General features: G+C 58.0%; 15 protein-coding genes. 12 read left to right on the plus strand and 3 right to left on the minus strand.

Going from position 1 to position 17,631, the window contains the following annotated elements; genetic code table 11:
* Positions 1-184: 184 nt before the first annotated feature.
* Together clpA and clpS are read right to left on the minus strand one after the other, a co-directional pair.
* Positions 185-2,455, minus strand: a complete 2,271-nt coding sequence (clpA, locus tag J2Y56_RS23270; RefSeq protein WP_007946437.1) for an ATP-dependent Clp protease ATP-binding subunit ClpA — start codon at positions 2,453-2,455, stop codon at positions 185-187.
* 30 nt (positions 2,456-2,485) lie between these two features.
* Complete coding sequence (clpS, locus tag J2Y56_RS23275; protein ID WP_020799529.1) at positions 2,486-2,869, minus strand: ATP-dependent Clp protease adapter ClpS; 384 nt, start codon at positions 2,867-2,869, stop codon at positions 2,486-2,488.
* A gap of 225 nt (positions 2,870-3,094) precedes the next feature.
* On the opposite strand from clpS, the gene J2Y56_RS23280 reads away from it, so the two are divergent.
* Entirely contained in the window at positions 3,095-3,376 is a 282-nt protein-coding gene (locus tag J2Y56_RS23280; protein ID WP_007946436.1) for a cold shock domain-containing protein, read from the plus strand.
* A gap of 93 nt (positions 3,377-3,469) precedes the next feature.
* Here J2Y56_RS23280 and icd read toward each other — a convergent pair whose 3' ends face one another.
* Positions 3,470-4,726, minus strand: coding sequence for an NADP-dependent isocitrate dehydrogenase (gene icd / locus J2Y56_RS23285; RefSeq protein WP_310352947.1), 1,257 nt, complete (start codon positions 4,724-4,726; stop codon positions 3,470-3,472).
* Positions 4,727-5,218: 492 nt separating this feature from the next.
* On the opposite strand from icd, the gene J2Y56_RS23290 reads away from it, so the two are divergent.
* The 11 genes from J2Y56_RS23290 to J2Y56_RS23345 all read left to right on the plus strand — a co-directional run bounded on the left by J2Y56_RS23290 (position 5,219) and on the right by J2Y56_RS23345 (position 17,607).
* Positions 5,219-7,444, plus strand: coding sequence for an NADP-dependent isocitrate dehydrogenase (locus J2Y56_RS23290; RefSeq protein ID WP_007946434.1), 2,226 nt, complete (start codon positions 5,219-5,221; stop codon positions 7,442-7,444).
* A 213-nt stretch (positions 7,445-7,657) separates the two neighbouring features.
* Positions 7,658-8,104, plus strand: a complete 447-nt coding sequence (locus J2Y56_RS23295) for an NUDIX hydrolase (RefSeq protein WP_310352949.1) — start codon at positions 7,658-7,660, stop codon at positions 8,102-8,104.
* Positions 8,105-8,163: 59 nt separating this feature from the next.
* Entirely contained in the window at positions 8,164-9,297 is a 1,134-nt protein-coding gene (gene mnmA, locus J2Y56_RS23300; protein WP_007946432.1) for a tRNA 2-thiouridine(34) synthase MnmA, read from the plus strand.
* Complete coding sequence (gene hflD / locus J2Y56_RS23305; protein ID WP_007946431.1) at positions 9,294-9,917, plus strand: high frequency lysogenization protein HflD; 624 nt, start codon at positions 9,294-9,296, stop codon at positions 9,915-9,917. Before mnmA ends, hflD begins: the two co-directional genes overlap by 4 nt.
* Positions 9,918-10,041: 124 nt before the next feature.
* Positions 10,042-11,412, plus strand: a complete 1,371-nt coding sequence (purB, locus tag J2Y56_RS23310; protein WP_007946430.1) for an adenylosuccinate lyase — start codon at positions 10,042-10,044, stop codon at positions 11,410-11,412.
* Between the two features lie 86 nt (positions 11,413-11,498).
* Complete coding sequence (locus J2Y56_RS23315; protein ID WP_007946429.1) at positions 11,499-12,668, plus strand: cupin domain-containing protein; 1,170 nt, start codon at positions 11,499-11,501, stop codon at positions 12,666-12,668.
* Positions 12,661-13,086: a GNAT family N-acetyltransferase gene (locus tag J2Y56_RS23320; protein WP_033049312.1), complete on the plus strand. Its 426-nt coding sequence runs from the start codon at positions 12,661-12,663 to the stop codon at positions 13,084-13,086. The genes J2Y56_RS23315 and J2Y56_RS23320 overlap by 8 nt, the downstream gene beginning before the upstream one ends.
* Positions 13,087-13,336: 250 nt before the next feature.
* The gene (locus J2Y56_RS23325; protein ID WP_007946427.1) at positions 13,337-14,074 is read left to right on the plus strand and encodes a secretin N-terminal domain-containing protein; all 738 of its coding nucleotides are present in this window, start codon (positions 13,337-13,339) and stop codon (positions 14,072-14,074) included.
* Between the two features lie 473 nt (positions 14,075-14,547).
* On the plus strand, positions 14,548-15,873 hold the full coding sequence (aceA, locus tag J2Y56_RS23330) for an isocitrate lyase (RefSeq protein ID WP_007946425.1): 1,326 nt from the start codon (positions 14,548-14,550) through the stop codon (positions 15,871-15,873).
* Between the two features lie 635 nt (positions 15,874-16,508).
* Positions 16,509-16,922, plus strand: a complete 414-nt coding sequence (locus tag J2Y56_RS23340; protein WP_003223812.1) for an NADH-quinone oxidoreductase subunit A — start codon at positions 16,509-16,511, stop codon at positions 16,920-16,922.
* Positions 16,923-16,932: 10 nt separating this feature from the next.
* Entirely contained in the window at positions 16,933-17,607 is a 675-nt protein-coding gene (locus J2Y56_RS23345; protein WP_007946424.1) for an NADH-quinone oxidoreductase subunit B family protein, read from the plus strand.
* The last annotated feature ends 24 nt before the right edge of the window (positions 17,608-17,631 follow it).

Genomic DNA, 17,631 nt, shown 5'->3' on the forward strand with positions numbered 1-17,631 from the left:
CGCTTCATTCGCTGTGGCCAGCTCAAGAGAGGACTTTCACCTCTAGGATGGCGCCCATGCTGGGCGCACAAGTGAGTCGCCGTAAGGGCGAAACCCTAAGCAGCCATGACCGCAGCAACGGATATACACCAAATTTTATAGACAACAAAAAGGCGCCCGAAGGCGCCTTTTCGCTTTACAGCCGTCAGGCCATTTCAGCCGTGGTCTCGAACTCGAAGGTCAACTCGCCGTCCTTCAGATCGATATGCACCACACCGCCATGGTCGGCCAGTTCGCCAAAGAGGATCTCTTCGGCCAGCGGACGCTTGATCTTGTCCTGAATCAAACGCGCCATTGGACGAGCACCCATTGCCGAGTCGTAGCCACCTGCTGCCAGCCAGCTGCGCGCCGCGTCCGTCACTTCCAGCTGCACGCGCTTGTCTTCCAGCTGCGCCTGAAGCTCGGTAAGGAACTTGTCCACCACGCTTTTGATGACCTCATGGCTGAGGCGACCAAACTGGATAATGGTGTCCAGACGGTTACGGAACTCTGGCGTGAAGCTCTTCTTGATCACTTCCATCGCATCGGACGAGTGGTCCTGATGGGTGAAACCGATCGAAGCACGCGCTGCTGTCTCGGCACCGGCGTTGGTCGTCATGATGACGATCACGTTACGGAAGTCCGCCTTGCGCCCGTTGTTATCGGTCAGCGTACCGTGATCCATGACCTGCAGCAGCAGGTTGAAGACTTCCGGATGCGCCTTCTCGATCTCATCGAGCAACAGCACGCAGTGAGGCTGCTTGGTGATGGCTTCGGTCAGTAGACCGCCCTGATCGAACCCGACGTAACCTGGAGGCGCACCGATCAGACGCGATACGGTGTGGCGCTCCATGTACTCGGACATGTCGAAGCGAACCAGCTCGATGCCCAACGCCTTGGCCAGCTGACGCGCCGCCTCGGTTTTACCGACACCGGTGGGACCGGCGAACAGGAACGAGCCGACAGGCTTGTCAGGCGACTTGAGGCCGGCACGGGACAGTTTGATCGCCGTCGACAACGAGTCGATGGCGGCATCCTGACCAAATACCGTCAGCTTCAGGTCACGCTCAAGGTTACGCAGCAGTTCTTTGTCGGAACTGGTGACGTGCTTAGGCGGAATCCGCGCGATTTTCGCGACGATGTCCTCGACTTGAGGCACTTCGATGCGCTTCACACGCTTCTCGATCGGTTGCAGACGCTGATAGGCGCCCGCTTCGTCGATAACGTCGATCGCCTTGTCCGGCATGTGCCGATCATTGATATAGCGCGAAGCCAGTTCAGCGGCCGCACGCAGCGCTTCATCACTGTATTCGATGTTGTGGTGCGCTTCGAAACGGCCTTTCAGGCCGCGCAGGATGCCAATGGTGTCTTCCACCGAGGGCTCCGACACATCAACCTTCTGGAAGCGTCGGGCCAAGGCACGATCCTTCTCGAAGATCCCGCGAAATTCCTGGAACGTGGTCGAACCGATGCAACGGATATCGCCCGAGGACAGCAGCGGCTTGAGCAGGTTCGAGGCATCCATGACGCCACCGGACGCAGCACCCGCACCGATAATGGTGTGGATTTCGTCGATGAACAGGATCGCCTGCGGACGTTTTTTCAGCTCATTGAGCAACGCCTTGAAGCGCTTCTCGAAATCGCCACGGTATTTGGTCCCGGCCAGCAAGGCGCCCAGATCGAGGGAGTACACCACGCTGTTGGCCAGCAGGTCCGGCACCTGGTTGTCGACGATACGTTTGGCCAGGCCTTCGGCAATCGCGGTTTTACCCACGCCCGCCTCGCCCACCAGCAGCGGATTGTTTTTGCGACGGCGCGCCAGAATCTGTGCAACGCGTTCGACTTCCAGCTCACGGCCTACCAATGGATCGATTCGACCCTGGCGCGCGAGTTCGTTGAGGTTGCTGGCATAAGCATCCAGAGGATTGCCTGAAGAAGAAGACTCACCGCCCTCGTCGTCCTGCATATCTTGCTCACCTTCAGAGTGATCGCCATGCCCGGGCACTTTGGAGATGCCATGAGCGATGTAGTTGACGACATCAATGCGCGCAACGCTCTGCTGTTTCAGCAGGAACACTGCCTGACTCTCTTGCTCACTGAAAATGGCGACCAGCACGTTGGCGCCAGTCACTTCACGCTTGCCCGAGCTCTGTACGTGAAAAACAGCACGCTGCAGTACACGCTGGAAGCCCAGGGTTGGCTGGGTTTCGCGATCCTCATCATGAACAGGGATCAGAGGTGTGGTGGAGTCGATGAACTCCTGCAGGTCATGCTTGAGTTTGTCGAGGTTTGCGCCGCAGGCACGCAAAACGGTGGCGGCAGCCTCATTGTCCAATAGGGCCAGCAGGAGGTGCTCGACGGTCATGAACTCATGACGCTTCGAACGGGCCTCCTTGAAGGCAAGATTGAGGGTGACTTCGAGCTCGCGGTTTAACATAGCTTCACCTCATACCCAAGTGGTCGGCGATTAACCGTCCTTCTCGATTTCACAGAGTAGCGGATGCTGGCTTTCCCTGGCGTACTGGTTGACCTGCATGGCCTTTGTCTCGGCGATGTCGCGGGTAAACACGCCACATACTGCCCGCCCTTCTGTATGGACGGCCAGCATGACCTTGGTCGCCAGCTCGCGATTCAGGTTAAAAAACACCTCGAGCACTTCGACGACGAAATCCATCGGTGTGTAGTCATCATTGAACAAAACCACCTTGTACATCGGCGGTGCCTGTAACGCAGGCTTCGCCTCCTGAACAGCAATGCCTGCGGAATCGTCGTCGTGTTCCTCCGGGCGATCTTTCTGGAGAGTCGGGCGATCCTGATTGAATGTTAGTCGAATCTGGCTGATTGCATGCATGGAAAGAAAGGTTCGTCAGTTGTGCTAATACAGTGATGGGGGCGCTCATGGACGATTTCAACACCGACCGCCCGGTCACCTTGACTATCGGGAAAACGGTGTTACAACCAATAGAGCCCACAGTGGGTAAAAAAGGTCCGCGGAGTCAATATTAATTATAGAGACCGGCTGCGGATGTACTGGATGATACTCCAGTGATGGAGTCTGTAGCAGAGGGATATGAGCATGTCAGTGGGCAAGGTGAAATGGTTCAACAATGCCAAGGGATTCGGTTTCATCAACACCGACGCCAGAGAAGGCCGTGACGAGGATGGCAAGGAAATCGATTTTTTTGCCCACTTTTCGGCCATCGAGATGGACGGCTACAGGACCCTCAAGGCCGGGCAGATCGTCAATTTCGAGATCGTTCAGGGCCCCAAAGGCTTGCATGCAGTGAAGATTACGTCTGCCACGCTCCCGAGCGAACAGACAGCGCCCGTCATCCAGCAAGAATCAGTAACGAGCTGACGCACCCCGTCATCCAGGCATGAAAAAACCGCCCGTCTCAACGTATTGAGGCGGGCGGTTTTTGTGTGGCTTCGATTTGCTTACAAACGCCACTTACATATGCGAAATGAGCGCATCACCGAACGCAGACGAAGACAGCAGTGTCGCGCCTTCCATCAAACGTTCGAAGTCATAGGTCACGGTCTTGGCGGAAATCGCGCCGTTGGTGCCCTTGATGATCAGATCGGCCGCTTCGGTCCAGCCCATGTGGCGCAGCATCATTTCAGCGGACAGAATCAGTGAACCCGGGTTGACCTGGTCCTTGCCGGCGTATTTCGGCGCGGTACCGTGGGTGGCTTCGAACATGGCCACGGTGTCGGACAGGTTCGCGCCCGGCGCAATACCGATACCGCCCACTTCTGCCGCCAGTGCGTCGGAGAGGTAGTCGCCGTTCAGGTTCAGGGTCGCGATCACATCGTATTCGGCCGGGCGCAGCAGGATCTGCTGGAGCATGGCGTCGGCGATGGCGTCCTTGACGATGACATTCTTGCCGGTTTTCGGGTTCTTGAACTGCATCCACGGACCACCATCGAGCAGGGTCGCGCCGAACTCTTCAGCGGCCACTTCGTAGGCCCATTCCTTGAAGGCACCTTCGGTGAACTTCATGATGTTGCCTTTGTGCACGATGGTCAGCGAATCGCGGTCGTTGTCGACCACATATTGCAGGGCCTTGCGTGCCAGACGCTTGGTGCCTTCCAGGGACACCGGCTTGACGCCGATACCGCAGTTTTCGTCGAAACGGATCTTGGTGACACCCATTTCTTCTTTCAGGAACTTGATGACTTTGGTCGCTTCCGGCGAACCGGCTTTCCACTCGATACCGGCGTAGATGTCTTCCGAGTTCTCGCGGAAGATCGTCATGTCGACGTCACCTGGCTTTTTCACCGGGCTCGGCACGCCTTCGAACCAGCGCACAGGGCGCAGGCACACATACAGGTCGAGTTGCTGACGCAGGGCCACATTCAGGGAACGAATGCCGCCACCGACCGGGGTGGTCAGAGGGCCCTTGATGGAAACCACGTAATCCTTGACCGCGTCCAGGGTTTCCTGAGGTAGCCAGGTGTCCTGATCGTAAACCTGAGTCGCTTTCTCCCCGGCGTAGACTTCCATCCAGGAAATTTTGCGCTCGCCGCCGTAAGCCTTCTTAACAGCAGCATCGACAACCTTGATCATGACCGGGCTGATATCAACGCCAATACCATCGCCTTCGATGAAGGGAATGATCGGGTTGTTAGGAACATTGAGAGAATGGTCCGCGTTGACGGTGATTTTGTCGCCGACGGCTGGAACCTGAATCTTCTTGTATCCCATGCTGAACTCCATTGTTTGGATTGAACATCTGGCTTCGTTCGAGCGTAACCCAGTTAAATCGGCGCGCAAACCCTATGTTCCATCCATCTGCCGCAAAGCTGCATGACTCGCGGGCTACAAGCCTGAATTCAAAGGGAAAAGCGCCAAACTCAAGCACGACGAACGACTCTACGCCCCACTCGCCCCTGCGACCTTTAGACCAATGGACGAGAATTGTCATGCATGAACCATCGGCAGATTGCCAGCTACCTATGTATAATGCCGCCGCTGACTAAAGGGTCACGAACGCTGGACGGCTCTATGATGAGCCTTTCCGCCGGAAAAGCCGGTCTGTTACCGCAGCCTGACGCTTGACGCCCTACTGATGCACCCAACATCACAGCAACGAAATCTCGATATTCGGCTCATGGATGACTTTGAACGAACGCGCTTACCCGGCGCCCCTCGAGTTTCTGCGCACGCTTTAGCAAAGAAGAGAGAGTTAATCCGAATATGCCCACCCGCTCGAAGATCATCTATACCTTCACCGACGAAGCCCCAGCCCTCGCCACCTATTCACTGTTGCCTATCGTAGAGGCGTTCACCGCCTCGGCTGATATCGCCGTTGAAACCCGCGATATCTCTCTTGCAGGACGCATTCTGGCCAGCTTCCCCGAGCAACTGGGTGACAAAGCCGTAGCCGACCACCTCGCCGAACTGGGCGACCTGGCCGTTACGCCAGAAGCCAACATCATCAAGCTGCCAAACATCAGTGCTTCTGTTCCGCAGCTGCAAGCCGCAATCAAGGAACTGCAAGCCCAAGGCTTCGCACTTCCTGACTACCCGGAAACCGTGACCAGCGACGCCGACAAGCTCGCCAAGTCGCGCTACGACAAGATCAAGGGCAGTGCCGTGAACCCGGTTCTGCGCGAAGGCAACTCCGATCGTCGTGCACCGCTGTCGGTCAAGAACTACGCGCGCAAGCACCCGCACAAAATGGGCGCCTGGGCTGCTGACTCCAAGTCCCACGTCGCTCACATGAGTACCGGCGATTTCTACGGCAGCGAAAAAGCCGCCCTGATCGACGCTGCTGACGCCGTCAAAATCGAATTGATCGCTCAAGACGGCACCACCACCGTCCTGAAAGAAAAAACCACCGTACAAGCCGGTGAGATCCTCGATTGCGCGGTCATGAGCAAAAACGCTCTGCGCAGCTTCATCGCTGCCGAAATCGAAGACGCCAAAGCCAAGGGCGTACTGCTGTCGGTTCACCTCAAAGCCACCATGATGAAGGTCTCCGACCCGATCATGTTCGGCCAGATCGTTGCCGAGTTCTATAAAGACGCACTGGCCAAGCACGCTGACGTGCTGGCACAGATCGGCTTCAACCTGAACAACGGCATCGGCGACCTGTACGCTCGCATCAAAGCCCTGCCGGCTGAACAGCAAGCCGCCATCGAAGCCGACATTCAGGCGGTCTACGCCGTTCGTCCGTCGCTGGCCATGGTCAACTCCGACAAAGGCATCACCAACCTGCACGTGCCGAGCGACGTCATCGTCGACGCCTCGATGCCGGCAATGATCCGTGACTCCGGCAAAATGTGGGGCACTGACGGCCAGCTGCACGACACCAAGGCCGTGATCCCGGACCGTTGCTACGCGACCATCTACCAGGCGGTCATCGAAGACTGCAAGGCAAACGGCGCTTTCGACCCGACCACCATGGGCAGCGTGCCAAACGTCGGTCTGATGGCGAAAAAAGCCGAAGAGTACGGTTCGCACGACAAGACCTTCCAGATCAAGGCCAACGGCGTTGTCCGCGTTACCGACAGCAAAGGCACCCTGCTGCTGGAGCAATCGGTTGAAGCCGGCGACATCTTCCGCATGTGCCAGACCAAAGACGCTCCGATCCAGGACTGGGTCAAACTGGCCGTCAACCGCGCTCGCGCAAGCAGCACCCCGGCGATTTTCTGGCTGGACCCGATGCGCGCTCACGACGGCGTAGTGATCGAGAAAGTTCAGGCTTACCTGAAGGATCACGACACTGCCGGCCTGGACATCCAGATCATGGCGCCAGTTGACGCGATGAAGTTCACCCTGGACCGCACTCGTGAAGGCAAGGACACCATCTCGGTGACCGGCAACGTATTGCGCGACTACCTGACCGACCTGTTCCCGATCATGGAACTGGGCACCAGCGCCAAGATGCTGTCGATCGTTCCGCTGATGAATGGCGGCGGTCTGTTCGAAACCGGCGCTGGCGGTTCGGCTCCGAAGCACGTTCAACAGCTGCTGGAAGAAAACTTCCTGCGCTGGGATTCCCTGGGCGAGTTCCTGGCCCTGGCCGCTTCCCTTGAACACCTGGGTGTGACCTACAACAACCCTAAGGCGCTGGTTCTGGCCAAGACCCTGGATCAGGCCACCGGCCAGTTCCTGGACAACAACAAGTCGCCATCGCGTAAAGTCGGCAACATCGACAACCGCGGCAGCCACTTCTACCTGGCGCTGTACTGGGCTCAAGCCCTGGCTGCCCAGACTGAAGACGCTGCTCTGCAAGCGCAGTTCACGACTTTGGCCAAAACCCTGACCGAGAACGAAGCAACCATCGTTGCCGAGCTCAACGCCGTTCAGGGCAAGCCAGTGGATATCGGTGGTTACTACCACGCCGATGCCGAGCTGATCAGCAAGGCCATGCGCCCTAGCGCAACCTTCAACGCGGCCGTTGCTGCGCTGGTCTAATGTTGTAAGGATGCAAAGAAGCCCCGGCCCCGTGCCGGGGTTTCTGTTTCCGGGCTTCACACAAATTTATCTATCAGAACCGGACCCTGTGGGAGCGAGCCTGCTCGCGATAGCGATATATGATTCAACATTTATTTGCCTGACCTACCGCTATCGCGAGCAGGCTCGCTCCCACAGGGAAAGTATTTCAACATTCAAAATTGAGGGCATTTCATGGATTGGCTACCCCACATCACCGTCGCCACCATCGTCGAAGACAACGGTCGCTTCCTGATGGTTGAAGAACTCAAACATGGCCGTGTCGTGCTCAATCAACCCGCCGGTCATCTGGACCCGGAGGAAACGCTGACCGAAGCCGCCATTCGCGAAACCCTCGAAGAAACCGGCTGGGACGTCGAGCCGACCGGCGTCACCGGCATTTACCTGTACACCGCCCCCAGCAACGGCGTGACTTACCAGCGAGTGTGCTTCATCGCAAAACCGCTCAAACACCACCCGGACTATCAGCTGGATGACGGCATCGTTGGCGCGAAGTGGCTGACGCGTGACGAATTGCTGGAACAGCGCGCAAACTGGCGCAGTGAGCTGATCATCCGCTGCATCGATGATTATCTGGACGGAAATCACTTCAGCCTCGAACTGATCCGCCCTTCTCTTTAGCCTTGCGGGCTCCGGCCTGTTAGAATCGCGTCCTTTTTCAAGACACTCATTGAATCCCTATGCGTGATCCAGCCCCTTCTGACACACAAAAGAAGCGCGTCATTGTCGGTATGTCCGGCGGCGTGGACTCTTCCGTTTCCGCCCTCCTGCTGATCGAGCAGGGTTACGAGGTGGAAGGCCTGTTCATGAAGAACTGGGAAGAAGACGATGGAACGGAATACTGCACCGCCATGGACGACCTGGCGGACGCTCAGGCCGTGTGCGACAAAATTGGCATCAAGCTGCACACCGCCAACTTCGCCGCCGAGTACTGGGACAATGTGTTCGAGCACTTCCTGGCCGAATACAAGGCCGGACGCACGCCGAACCCGGACATCCTGTGCAACCGCGAGATCAAGTTCAAGGCGTTCCTCGACTACGCCATGATGCTGGGCGCCGACCTGATCGCCACCGGCCACTATGTGCGCCGCCGCGATATCGACGGTCGCACTGAATTGCTCAAGGGCCTGGACGCGAACAAGGACCAGAGCTACTTCCTGCACGCCGTCGGCGGCGAACAGATCGCCAAGACCCTGTTCCCGGTCGGCGAACTGGAAAAGCCCGAAGTGCGTGCGATTGCCGAGAAATACGAGCTGGCGACCGCGAAGAAAAAAGACTCCACCGGGATCTGCTTTATTGGCGAACGCCGCTTCAGCGACTTCCTCAAGCAGTACCTGCCCGCACAGCCCGGCGAGATCAAGACCACCGAAGGCGAAGTGATCGGCCGTCACCACGGCTTGATGTACCACACCATCGGCCAGCGCCAGGGCCTGGGCATCGGCGGTTTGAAAGACGCCAGTGACGAGCCGTGGTACGTGCTGATCAAGGACCTGGAACACAACGAACTGATCGTTGGTCAGGGCAATGACCACCCGTACCTGTTCTCCCGCGCCCTGCTCGCTTCGGACATTTATTGGGTCAATCCGATTGATTTGACCGAGCCACGCAAGTTGACCGCAAAAGTCCGCTATCGCCAGAGCGACCAGCCGTGCACGCTGGAAAAAACCGCCACCGGCTACCGCGCAACCTTTGATGACCCGCAACGCGCGGTCACCCCAGGCCAGTCCGTGGTGTTTTACGACGGCGAAATCTGCCTGGGTGGCGGCGTGATCGAAATTGCCGAGCCGTGGACCAGCAAAGGCCAGCAGCAATGAGCCCGACCCAGGAGCAATTGACGGCGCTGGGCGGCGTGTTTCTCGCCGCCGTCCTCGTCGACAAGATTGCCAAGAGCGGCCAGACCTCTGAAGCCGGCCTGACTTGCATGCTCGGCAGCCTGCTGATTCGCGACCCCAAGGACACGCTGGAAGTTTACGGCGGTGATGACCTCAATCTGCGCGAAGGCTATCGCGCCCTGGTCGGCGCACTGGAACGCGACCCGAGTGCCCTTCAGCGCGAACCCTTGCGTTACGCACTGGCGATGCTGGGTCTGGAGCGTCAACTGGCCAAGCGCGGCGACATGCTGGAAGTGATTGGCAAGCGTTTGCCGCAGATCCAGTCTCAGGTCGAGCACTTCGGCCCGGCCCATGAAAACGTGATTGCCGCGTGCGGCGCGCTGTATCAGGACACCCTGAGCACCTTGCGCCAACGGATTCAGGTCCACGGCGACATGCGCAACCTTCAGCAGCCGAGTAACGCCTCGAAAATCCGCGCCCTGTTGCTGGCCGGGATTCGCTCGGCGCGCCTGTGGCGGCAGTTGGGTGGCCATCGTTGGCAGCTGGTGATCAGCCGCCGCAAGTTGCTCAAAGAGCTTTACCCCTTGATGCGTAACGAATAAGTCACGCAGACAACCATTTACTCCGTTTTACGCGTAATACGCCGGTCAGTTGGCGACGGACCGGCGGATTTTTTCATGTATGATACGCGCCCCATTTCGTTGCCCGACTGTCCGAGAACACCCCATGCAGCTTTCTTCGCTCACTGCGGTTTCCCCTGTTGACGGCCGCTACGCCGGCAAAACCCAGGCCCTGCGCCCGATTTTCAGCGAATACGGCCTGATCCGTGCTCGCGTCCTGGTTGAAGTGCGCTGGCTCCAGCGTCTGGCCGCTCACTCTGCCATCAGCGAAGTACCGGCGTTCTCCGCCGAAGCCAACGCTGTATTGAATACCTTGGCAGAAAACTTCTCTCTGGAGCACGCCGAGCGTGTCAAAGAGATCGAGCGCACCACCAACCACGACGTCAAAGCCATTGAATACCTGCTCAAAGAGCAAGCGGCCAAGCTGCCGGAACTGGCTGCCGTCAGCGAGTTCATCCACTTTGCCTGCACCAGCGAGGACATCAACAACCTGTCCCACGCCCTGATGCTGCGCGAAGGCCGTGATGACGTGATGCTGCCGCTGATGCGCCAGACCGCTGAAGCCATCCGCGAACTGGCCATCCGTTTTGCCGACGTACCGATGCTGTCGCGCACCCACGGTCAGCCGGCCTCGCCGACCACTCTGGGTAAAGAGCTGGCGAACGTGGTGTACCGCCTGGAGCGTCAAATCGCTCAGGTCGCTGCCGTTCCGCTGCTGGGCAAGATCAACGGCGCAGTCGGCAACTACAACGCTCACCTGTCGGCCTACCCTGAGATCGACTGGGAAGAAAACGCCCGCGCCTTCATCGAAGACGAGCTGGGCCTGGGTTTCAACCCGTACACCACGCAGATCGAACCGCACGACTACATTGCCGAGCTGTTTGACGCCATCGCGCGCTTCAACACCATCCTGATCGACTTTGACCGCGACATCTGGGGCTATATCTCCCTGGGTTATTTCAAGCAGCGCACCATCGCTGGTGAAATCGGTTCGTCGACCATGCCGCACAAGGTCAACCCGATCGACTTCGAAAACTCCGAAGGCAACCTGGGTATCGCCAACGCACTGTTCCAGCACCTGGCGAGCAAACTGCCAATCTCCCGCTGGCAGCGCGACCTGACCGACTCCACCGTACTGCGTAATCTTGGTGTCGGCTTCGCCCACAGCGTGATCGCGTACGAAGCGAGCCTCAAAGGCATCAGCAAGCTTGAGCTCAACGCGCAGAAAATCGCGGCTGACCTGGACGCCTGCTGGGAAGTACTGGCCGAGCCGATCCAGACCGTGATGCGCCGCTACAACATCGAAAACCCGTACGAAAAGCTGAAAGAGTTGACGCGTGGCAAGGGCATCAGCCCGCAAGCGCTGCAAACTTTCATCGACGGCCTGGACATGCCAGCCGCCGCCAAGGCCGAGCTGAAACTGCTCACCCCGGCGAACTACATCGGTAACGCTGTAGAGCAAGCCAAACGCATCTGATTGACCGCTGGACCTGTTTGAGACGCCCGGCCGCGCCGGGCGTTTTTATTCACGTCTCAAAAGTGCTTTTTTTCAATAGGTTACACATGAATCCTGATATTCCTCTTCAACTTCTGGGCGGCATCACGGCACGCGAATTCCTGCGCGACTACTGGCAGAAAAAACCGCTGCTGATCCGCCAGGCGATTCCTGATTTCGAAAGCCCGATCGACGCCGACGAACTGGCCGGCCTCGCACTGGAAGAAGAAGTCGAATCGCGCCTGGTGATCGAGCACGGCGAGCATCCTTGGGAATTGCGCCGCGGCCCGTTCGCCGAAGACGAATTCAGCAAACTGCCGGAACGCGAGTGGACGCTGCTGGTTCAAGCGGTCGATCAGTTTGTGCCTGAAGTCAGCGAACTGCTGGAACAGTTCCGCTTTCTGCCGAGCTGGCGCGTCGACGACGTGATGATCAGCTTCGCCGCCCCGGGTGGCAGCGTGGGTCCGCACTTCGATAACTACGACGTGTTCCTGTTGCAAGGCCACGGCAAGCGCAACTGGAAAATCGGCCAGATGTGCGACTCCGAGAGCCCGATGCTCAAACACGCCGACCTGCGCATCCTCGCTGACTTCGAAGCCACCGATGAGTGGGTTCTGGAACCGGGCGACATGCTGTATCTGCCACCACGCCTGGCCCACTGCGGCGTCGCGGTCGATGACTGCATGACGTACTCCGTCGGTTTCCGTGCGCCGAGCGCCGCTGAAGTGCTGACCCATTTCACGGACTTCCTCAGCCAGTTCCTGACGGACGAAGAACGCTACACCGACGCCGACGCGGTACCTGCGACGGATCCACACCAGATCCAGCGCGACGCCCTTGATCGCCTCAAAGCCCTGCTGGCCGAGCACATGAGCGACGAGCGCCTGCTGCTGACCTGGTTCGGCCAGTTCATGACGGAGCCACGCTACCCGGAACTCGTGGTAGGCCCGGAAGAAATCGAGGAAGACGACCTGCTCGCCAGCCTTGAACAAGGCGCGATCTTGATCCGCAACCCAAGCGCTCGCCTGGCCTGGTCCGAAGTCGATGACGACCTGCTGTTGTTCGCCAGCGGCCAGAGCCGTTATCTGCCGGGCAAGTTGCGCGAACTGCTGAAAATGATCTGCGCCGCCGACTCGCTGCACATCGACAACCTTGGCGAGTGGCTGGCCGACGAAGACGGTCGTGGCCTGCTGTGCGAACTGATCAAGCAAGGAAGCCTGGGGTTTGCTGATGAATAAAATTCACGTAAGTGTTGCAGACTGGCAAAAGGATAACGCCGAAATCCGGCGCATTCGCGAGACGGTGTTCATCGCCGAGCAATCCGTTCCGCCCGAGCTGGAATGGGATGCCGATGACGCCACCGCGGTGCATTTCCTGGCCTTCGAAGGCGACTTTCCAATCGGCACCGCCCGCCTGCTGCCGGACGGCCACATTGGCCGGGTATCGGTACTCAAGGACTGGCGCGGCCTCAAGGTCGGCGATGCACTGATGCAAGCATTGATCGGCGAAGCCGAGAAGCGCGGGCTGAAGCAGCAGATGCTCAGCGCACAGGTGCAGGCTACGGCGTTCTATGAGCGCCTGGGCTTTCACATTGTCAGTGAGGAATTCCTGGAAGCAGGGATACCGCATGTGGACATGGTGCGTCACTCGACCTGAGTGTCTGCCACTGATCGTTCCCACGCTCCGCGTGGTAATGCCTCCTGGGACGCTCCGCGTCCCATCGCGGCAAGTGACGCAGAGCGTCACAGGCTGCATTCCCACGCAAAGCGTGGGAACGATCACAAACACCACAAAACGCCCCGCCATTTTCGGATGCCGGGGCGTTTTGCTGTCTACGATTCAACTTGCGCCACGCCGGGCCGACAAACTGGCACTATCAAGGCACTTGAAGTCGGAGATAACGGATATGTCCCTACGCACCCTGCTCACCACCCTGCTGCTGACCTGCAGTTTTTCAGCCATGGCCGCTACCGAAATCGTGCCTCTGAACTTCCGCACCAGCGCCGACATGCTGCCCATGGCGCAAGACTTCATTGGCAAGGATGGCCAGGTCAGCGCCTATGGAAATCAACTGATCGTTAACGCGGATCAGCGCAAGATCGACGAACTTAAAGCCCTGATCAGCCAACTCGATGTCGCCGCCAAGCGCCTGCTGATCACCGTCGACACCAGCGACAACAACTACCAGAGCTCCAAGTCGAACCAAACCCGAATCATCCGTCGCAGCACGTCCAGCCGTGACGGCGGCGTCCAGCAGGTTCAGGCCAGCGAAGGTACCCCCGCATTGATTCAGGTCGGCCAGAGCGTCCCGCTTACGAGCGCGCAATCCGATTCTTACGGTGATTTGCGCAGCCAGACTGAATATCGCAACGTCACTCAAGGCTTCTATGTCACCGCCAGCGTCACCGGTGAAATCGTTCACCTGGCTATCAGCACCAATCGTGACCGCATGAGCCAGGAACGTCCCGATGTAGTGAACGTGCAAAGTACCGACACAACTGTCACAGGTCGCCTCGGCGAATGGATTACCCTCGCCGGCGTCAACCACCAGAACCTGACCGACAAACGCGCCCAAACCCGCAACTATGCTACTCAGGGCCGGGAAGACATGACCCTGCGGGTGAAAGTCGATACTTTGGACTAAAGCACCGGGAACTGACTGATTAGTCGTATTAGACCAAAGATGTAGTGGTCGAAAAAAAGCACTACAAAACGTTTGACGATCGAAAAAAGCAAAGGCATGATGGCCTCGCTCCCGCTAATCAGGGGCCCTGGCAAGGGCCTTCGAGGCGATGCTCGCACCTATCCCGCGAGCCGCTTCGTGTCTGTACCGCCCACAAGGTGTGTTTGACGAGGTTGCCGACTGGAACGAAGTTGTCCCGAGGGACGGAAGCTAATTAGGTAACCCGGCACTGCACTGAAGTTCGCACCAAGGCCCACGATGCCCGAATGCGCCCATTAGTTTGCCCTTACCTGCTCACTTCCCCTCGAGCCCATCGTTCATCCCGTCGCTACCCCGCCGAATCCGACTTGACCACCCAAGCTTCTGGTCAGCGAGCGCAGGAATTTTCCACCGCAGTACAACTTTCCGTAAAAGACGCGACGAGGTTTATCTCCATGGCACTGACACGCGAACAGCAAATTGCAGCCCTCGAAAAAGATTGGGCTGAAAACCCACGCTGGAAAGGCGTGACACGCGCTTACTCCGCTGCTGACGTCGTCCGCCTGCGTGGCTCGGTTCAACCTGAGCACACCTTTGCAAAACTGGGCGCCGAGAAGCTGTGGAACCTGGTCACCCAGGGCGCCAAGCCTTCCTTCCGTCCCGAGAAAGATTTCGTCAACTGCATGGGCGCCCTGACCGGCGGCCAGGCTGTACAACAAGTCAAAGCCGGTATCCAGGCGATCTACCTGTCGGGCTGGCAAGTGGCTGCGGACAACAACTCCGCCGAATCGATGTACCCGGACCAGTCGCTGTACCCGGTGGACTCGGTTCCAACCGTGGTCAAGCGCATCAACAACTCGTTCCGTCGTGCTGACCAGATCCAGTGGAAAGCCGGCAAAGGCCCGGGCGACGAAGGCTACATCGACTACTTCGCTCCAATCGTGGCCGACGCTGAAGCCGGTTTCGGCGGCGTACTGAACGCTTACGAGCTGATGAAGAGCATGATCGAAGCAGGCGCCGCCGGCGTTCACTTCGAAGACCAACTGGCTTCCGTGAAAAAATGCGGCCACATGGGCGGCAAGGTACTGGTTCCTACCCAGGAAGCCGTACAGAAGCTGACCGCTGCCCGTCTGGCGGCTGACGTTGCCGGTACTCCGACCATCATCCTGGCCCGTACCGACGCTAACGCAGCTGACCTGCTGACCTCCGACTGCGACCCGTACGACCAGCCATTCGTGACTGGCGAACGTACCCAGGAAGGCTTCTACAAAGTGCGCGCCGGTCTGGACCAAGCCATCGCTCGCGGCCTGGCATACGCTCCGTACGCCGACCTGATCTGGTGCGAAACTGCCAAGCCGGATCTGGACGAGGCTCGTCGCTTCGCTGAAGCGATCAAAAAGGAATACCCGGACCAACTGCTGTCGTACAACTGCTCGCCTTCCTTCAACTGGAAGAAAAACCTGGACGACGCGACCATCGCCAAGTTCCAGCGCGAACTGTCCGCCATGGGTTACAAGCACCAGTTCATTACCCTGGCCGGCATTCACAACATGTGGCACAGCATGTTCAACCTGGCGCACGACTACGCCCGCAACGACATGACTGCCTACGTGAAGCTGCAAGAGCAAGAGTTCGCTGACGCCTCGAAGGGCTACACCTTCGTGGCTCACCAGCAGGAAGTGGGCACCGGCTACTTCGACGACATGACCACTGTGATTCAAGGTGGCTCGTCTTCGGTAACCGCACTGACCGGTTCGACTGAAGAAGAACAGTTCCACTGATCTGCTTCGCTTGAGTAAACGGCCGCTGCGGACCGAGTAGAAACCGCAACGCCGCACATCTGACGCCCCGACTGGTTCGGGGCGTTTTTTTGCCTGCGATTCCTCAAACACCACAAATCCCTGTGGGAGCGAGCCTACTCGCGAAAGCGGCGGATCAGTCAACATCATCGCTGGCTGACCTACCGCTTTCGCGAGCAGGCTCGCTCCCACAAGGGTCCGTGGTGAGACAGGAAAAACATTGATCCAGCGCGGCATCAGGGTCAGAAAAATCCGTTAAAACCGTCGCCTTCACTACTTGCTGTAACGCGCACAAAAGACAACTTCGCGGCCCCAATCCGGATAACCAGTTTAAAAACCACCGCAAACAATATTGATTATCATTTGGCCAATACTATGTTCGTTACATTTCCCACAAAACTATATTGATGAAAAGCCGGCTAATGCCCGCCATGCATGGGCTGCGGGGCTTTGGAGGTGCGCTATGTCCTTATTCCTATAAATAATTTCGCTATAGGAATTTTACTTGCTGGGTGTTTAGCCATAAAATCAGCGGGATTGATTGCTGCGACATATCGTCACTGCGTTGTTACTTTTTCAAGCTCAGAGACCTTTGCTCTCTGTTAAGGATTACCAGCATGCCCGAAGCGACAGGACTCATGGCCCACAACTGGGGCTTTGCCATTTTCCTTCTGGGCGTCGTCGGCCTGTGTGCCTTCATGCTCGGCGTCTCCAGCCTCCTCGGGTCAAAAGCCTGGGGTCGCAGCAAAAACGAACCGTTTGAATCCGGCATGCTGCCTACAGGTGGCGCCCGTCTGCGGCTCTCAGCCAAATTCTATCTGGTCGCGATGCTCTTCGTGATCTTCGATATCGAAGCCCTTTTTCTCTTTGCATGGTCTGTGTCCGTCCGCGAAAGCGGCTGGACCGGATTCGTCGAAGCTCTCGTTTTCATAGCAATTCTGTTGGCAGGCCTTGTCTACCTATTCCGAGTGGGCGCCCTTGACTGGGCTCCGGAAGCTCGTCGTAAGCGGCAAGCGAAGCTGAAACAATGAGGCTTTGGCAATGCAATACAATCTCACCAGGATCGACCCCGATGCTCCTAACGAGCAGTATCCGATTGGCGAACGGGAAACCGTTTCCGATCCGTTAGAAGATCAAGTCCACAAAAACATCTTCATGGGCAAGCTCGAAGACGTGCTTAACGGCACGATCAACTGGGGGCGCAAGAACTCCCTGTGGCCGTATAACTTCGGTCTTTCGTGCTGCTACGTGGAAATGACTACCGCCTTCACGGCGCCCCACGACATCGCGCGCTTTGGCGCCGAGGTTATCCGGGCATCGCCGCGTCAGGCGGATTTCATGGTTATCGCCGGTACCTGCTTCATCAAGATGGCGCCGATCATTCAGCGTCTCTACGAGCAAATGCTCGAACCTAAATGGGTTATCTCCATGGGTTCGTGCGCCAACTCCGGTGGCATGTACGACATCTACTCTGTCGTTCAAGGGGTGGACAAGTTCCTGCCCGTGGACGTCTACGTGCCTGGCTGCCCGCCCCGTCCTGAAGCTTTCCTGCAAGGCTTGATGCTCTTGCAAGAGTCGATTGGACAGGAGCGTCGTCCGCTTTCCTGGGTCGTTGGTGATCAAGGCGTATACCGCGCCGAGATGCCTTCCGAAAAGGAAAAGCGCCGCGAACAGCGAATCGCAGTCACCAACCTGCGCAGCCCCGACGAAGTCTGATCCAGATCTGCTTCTTTAATAGAA

Origin of the sequence: Pseudomonas sp. BE134 (assembly GCF_031456105.1) — a bacterium.
Taxonomy (GTDB): domain Bacteria; phylum Pseudomonadota; class Gammaproteobacteria; order Pseudomonadales; family Pseudomonadaceae; genus Aquipseudomonas.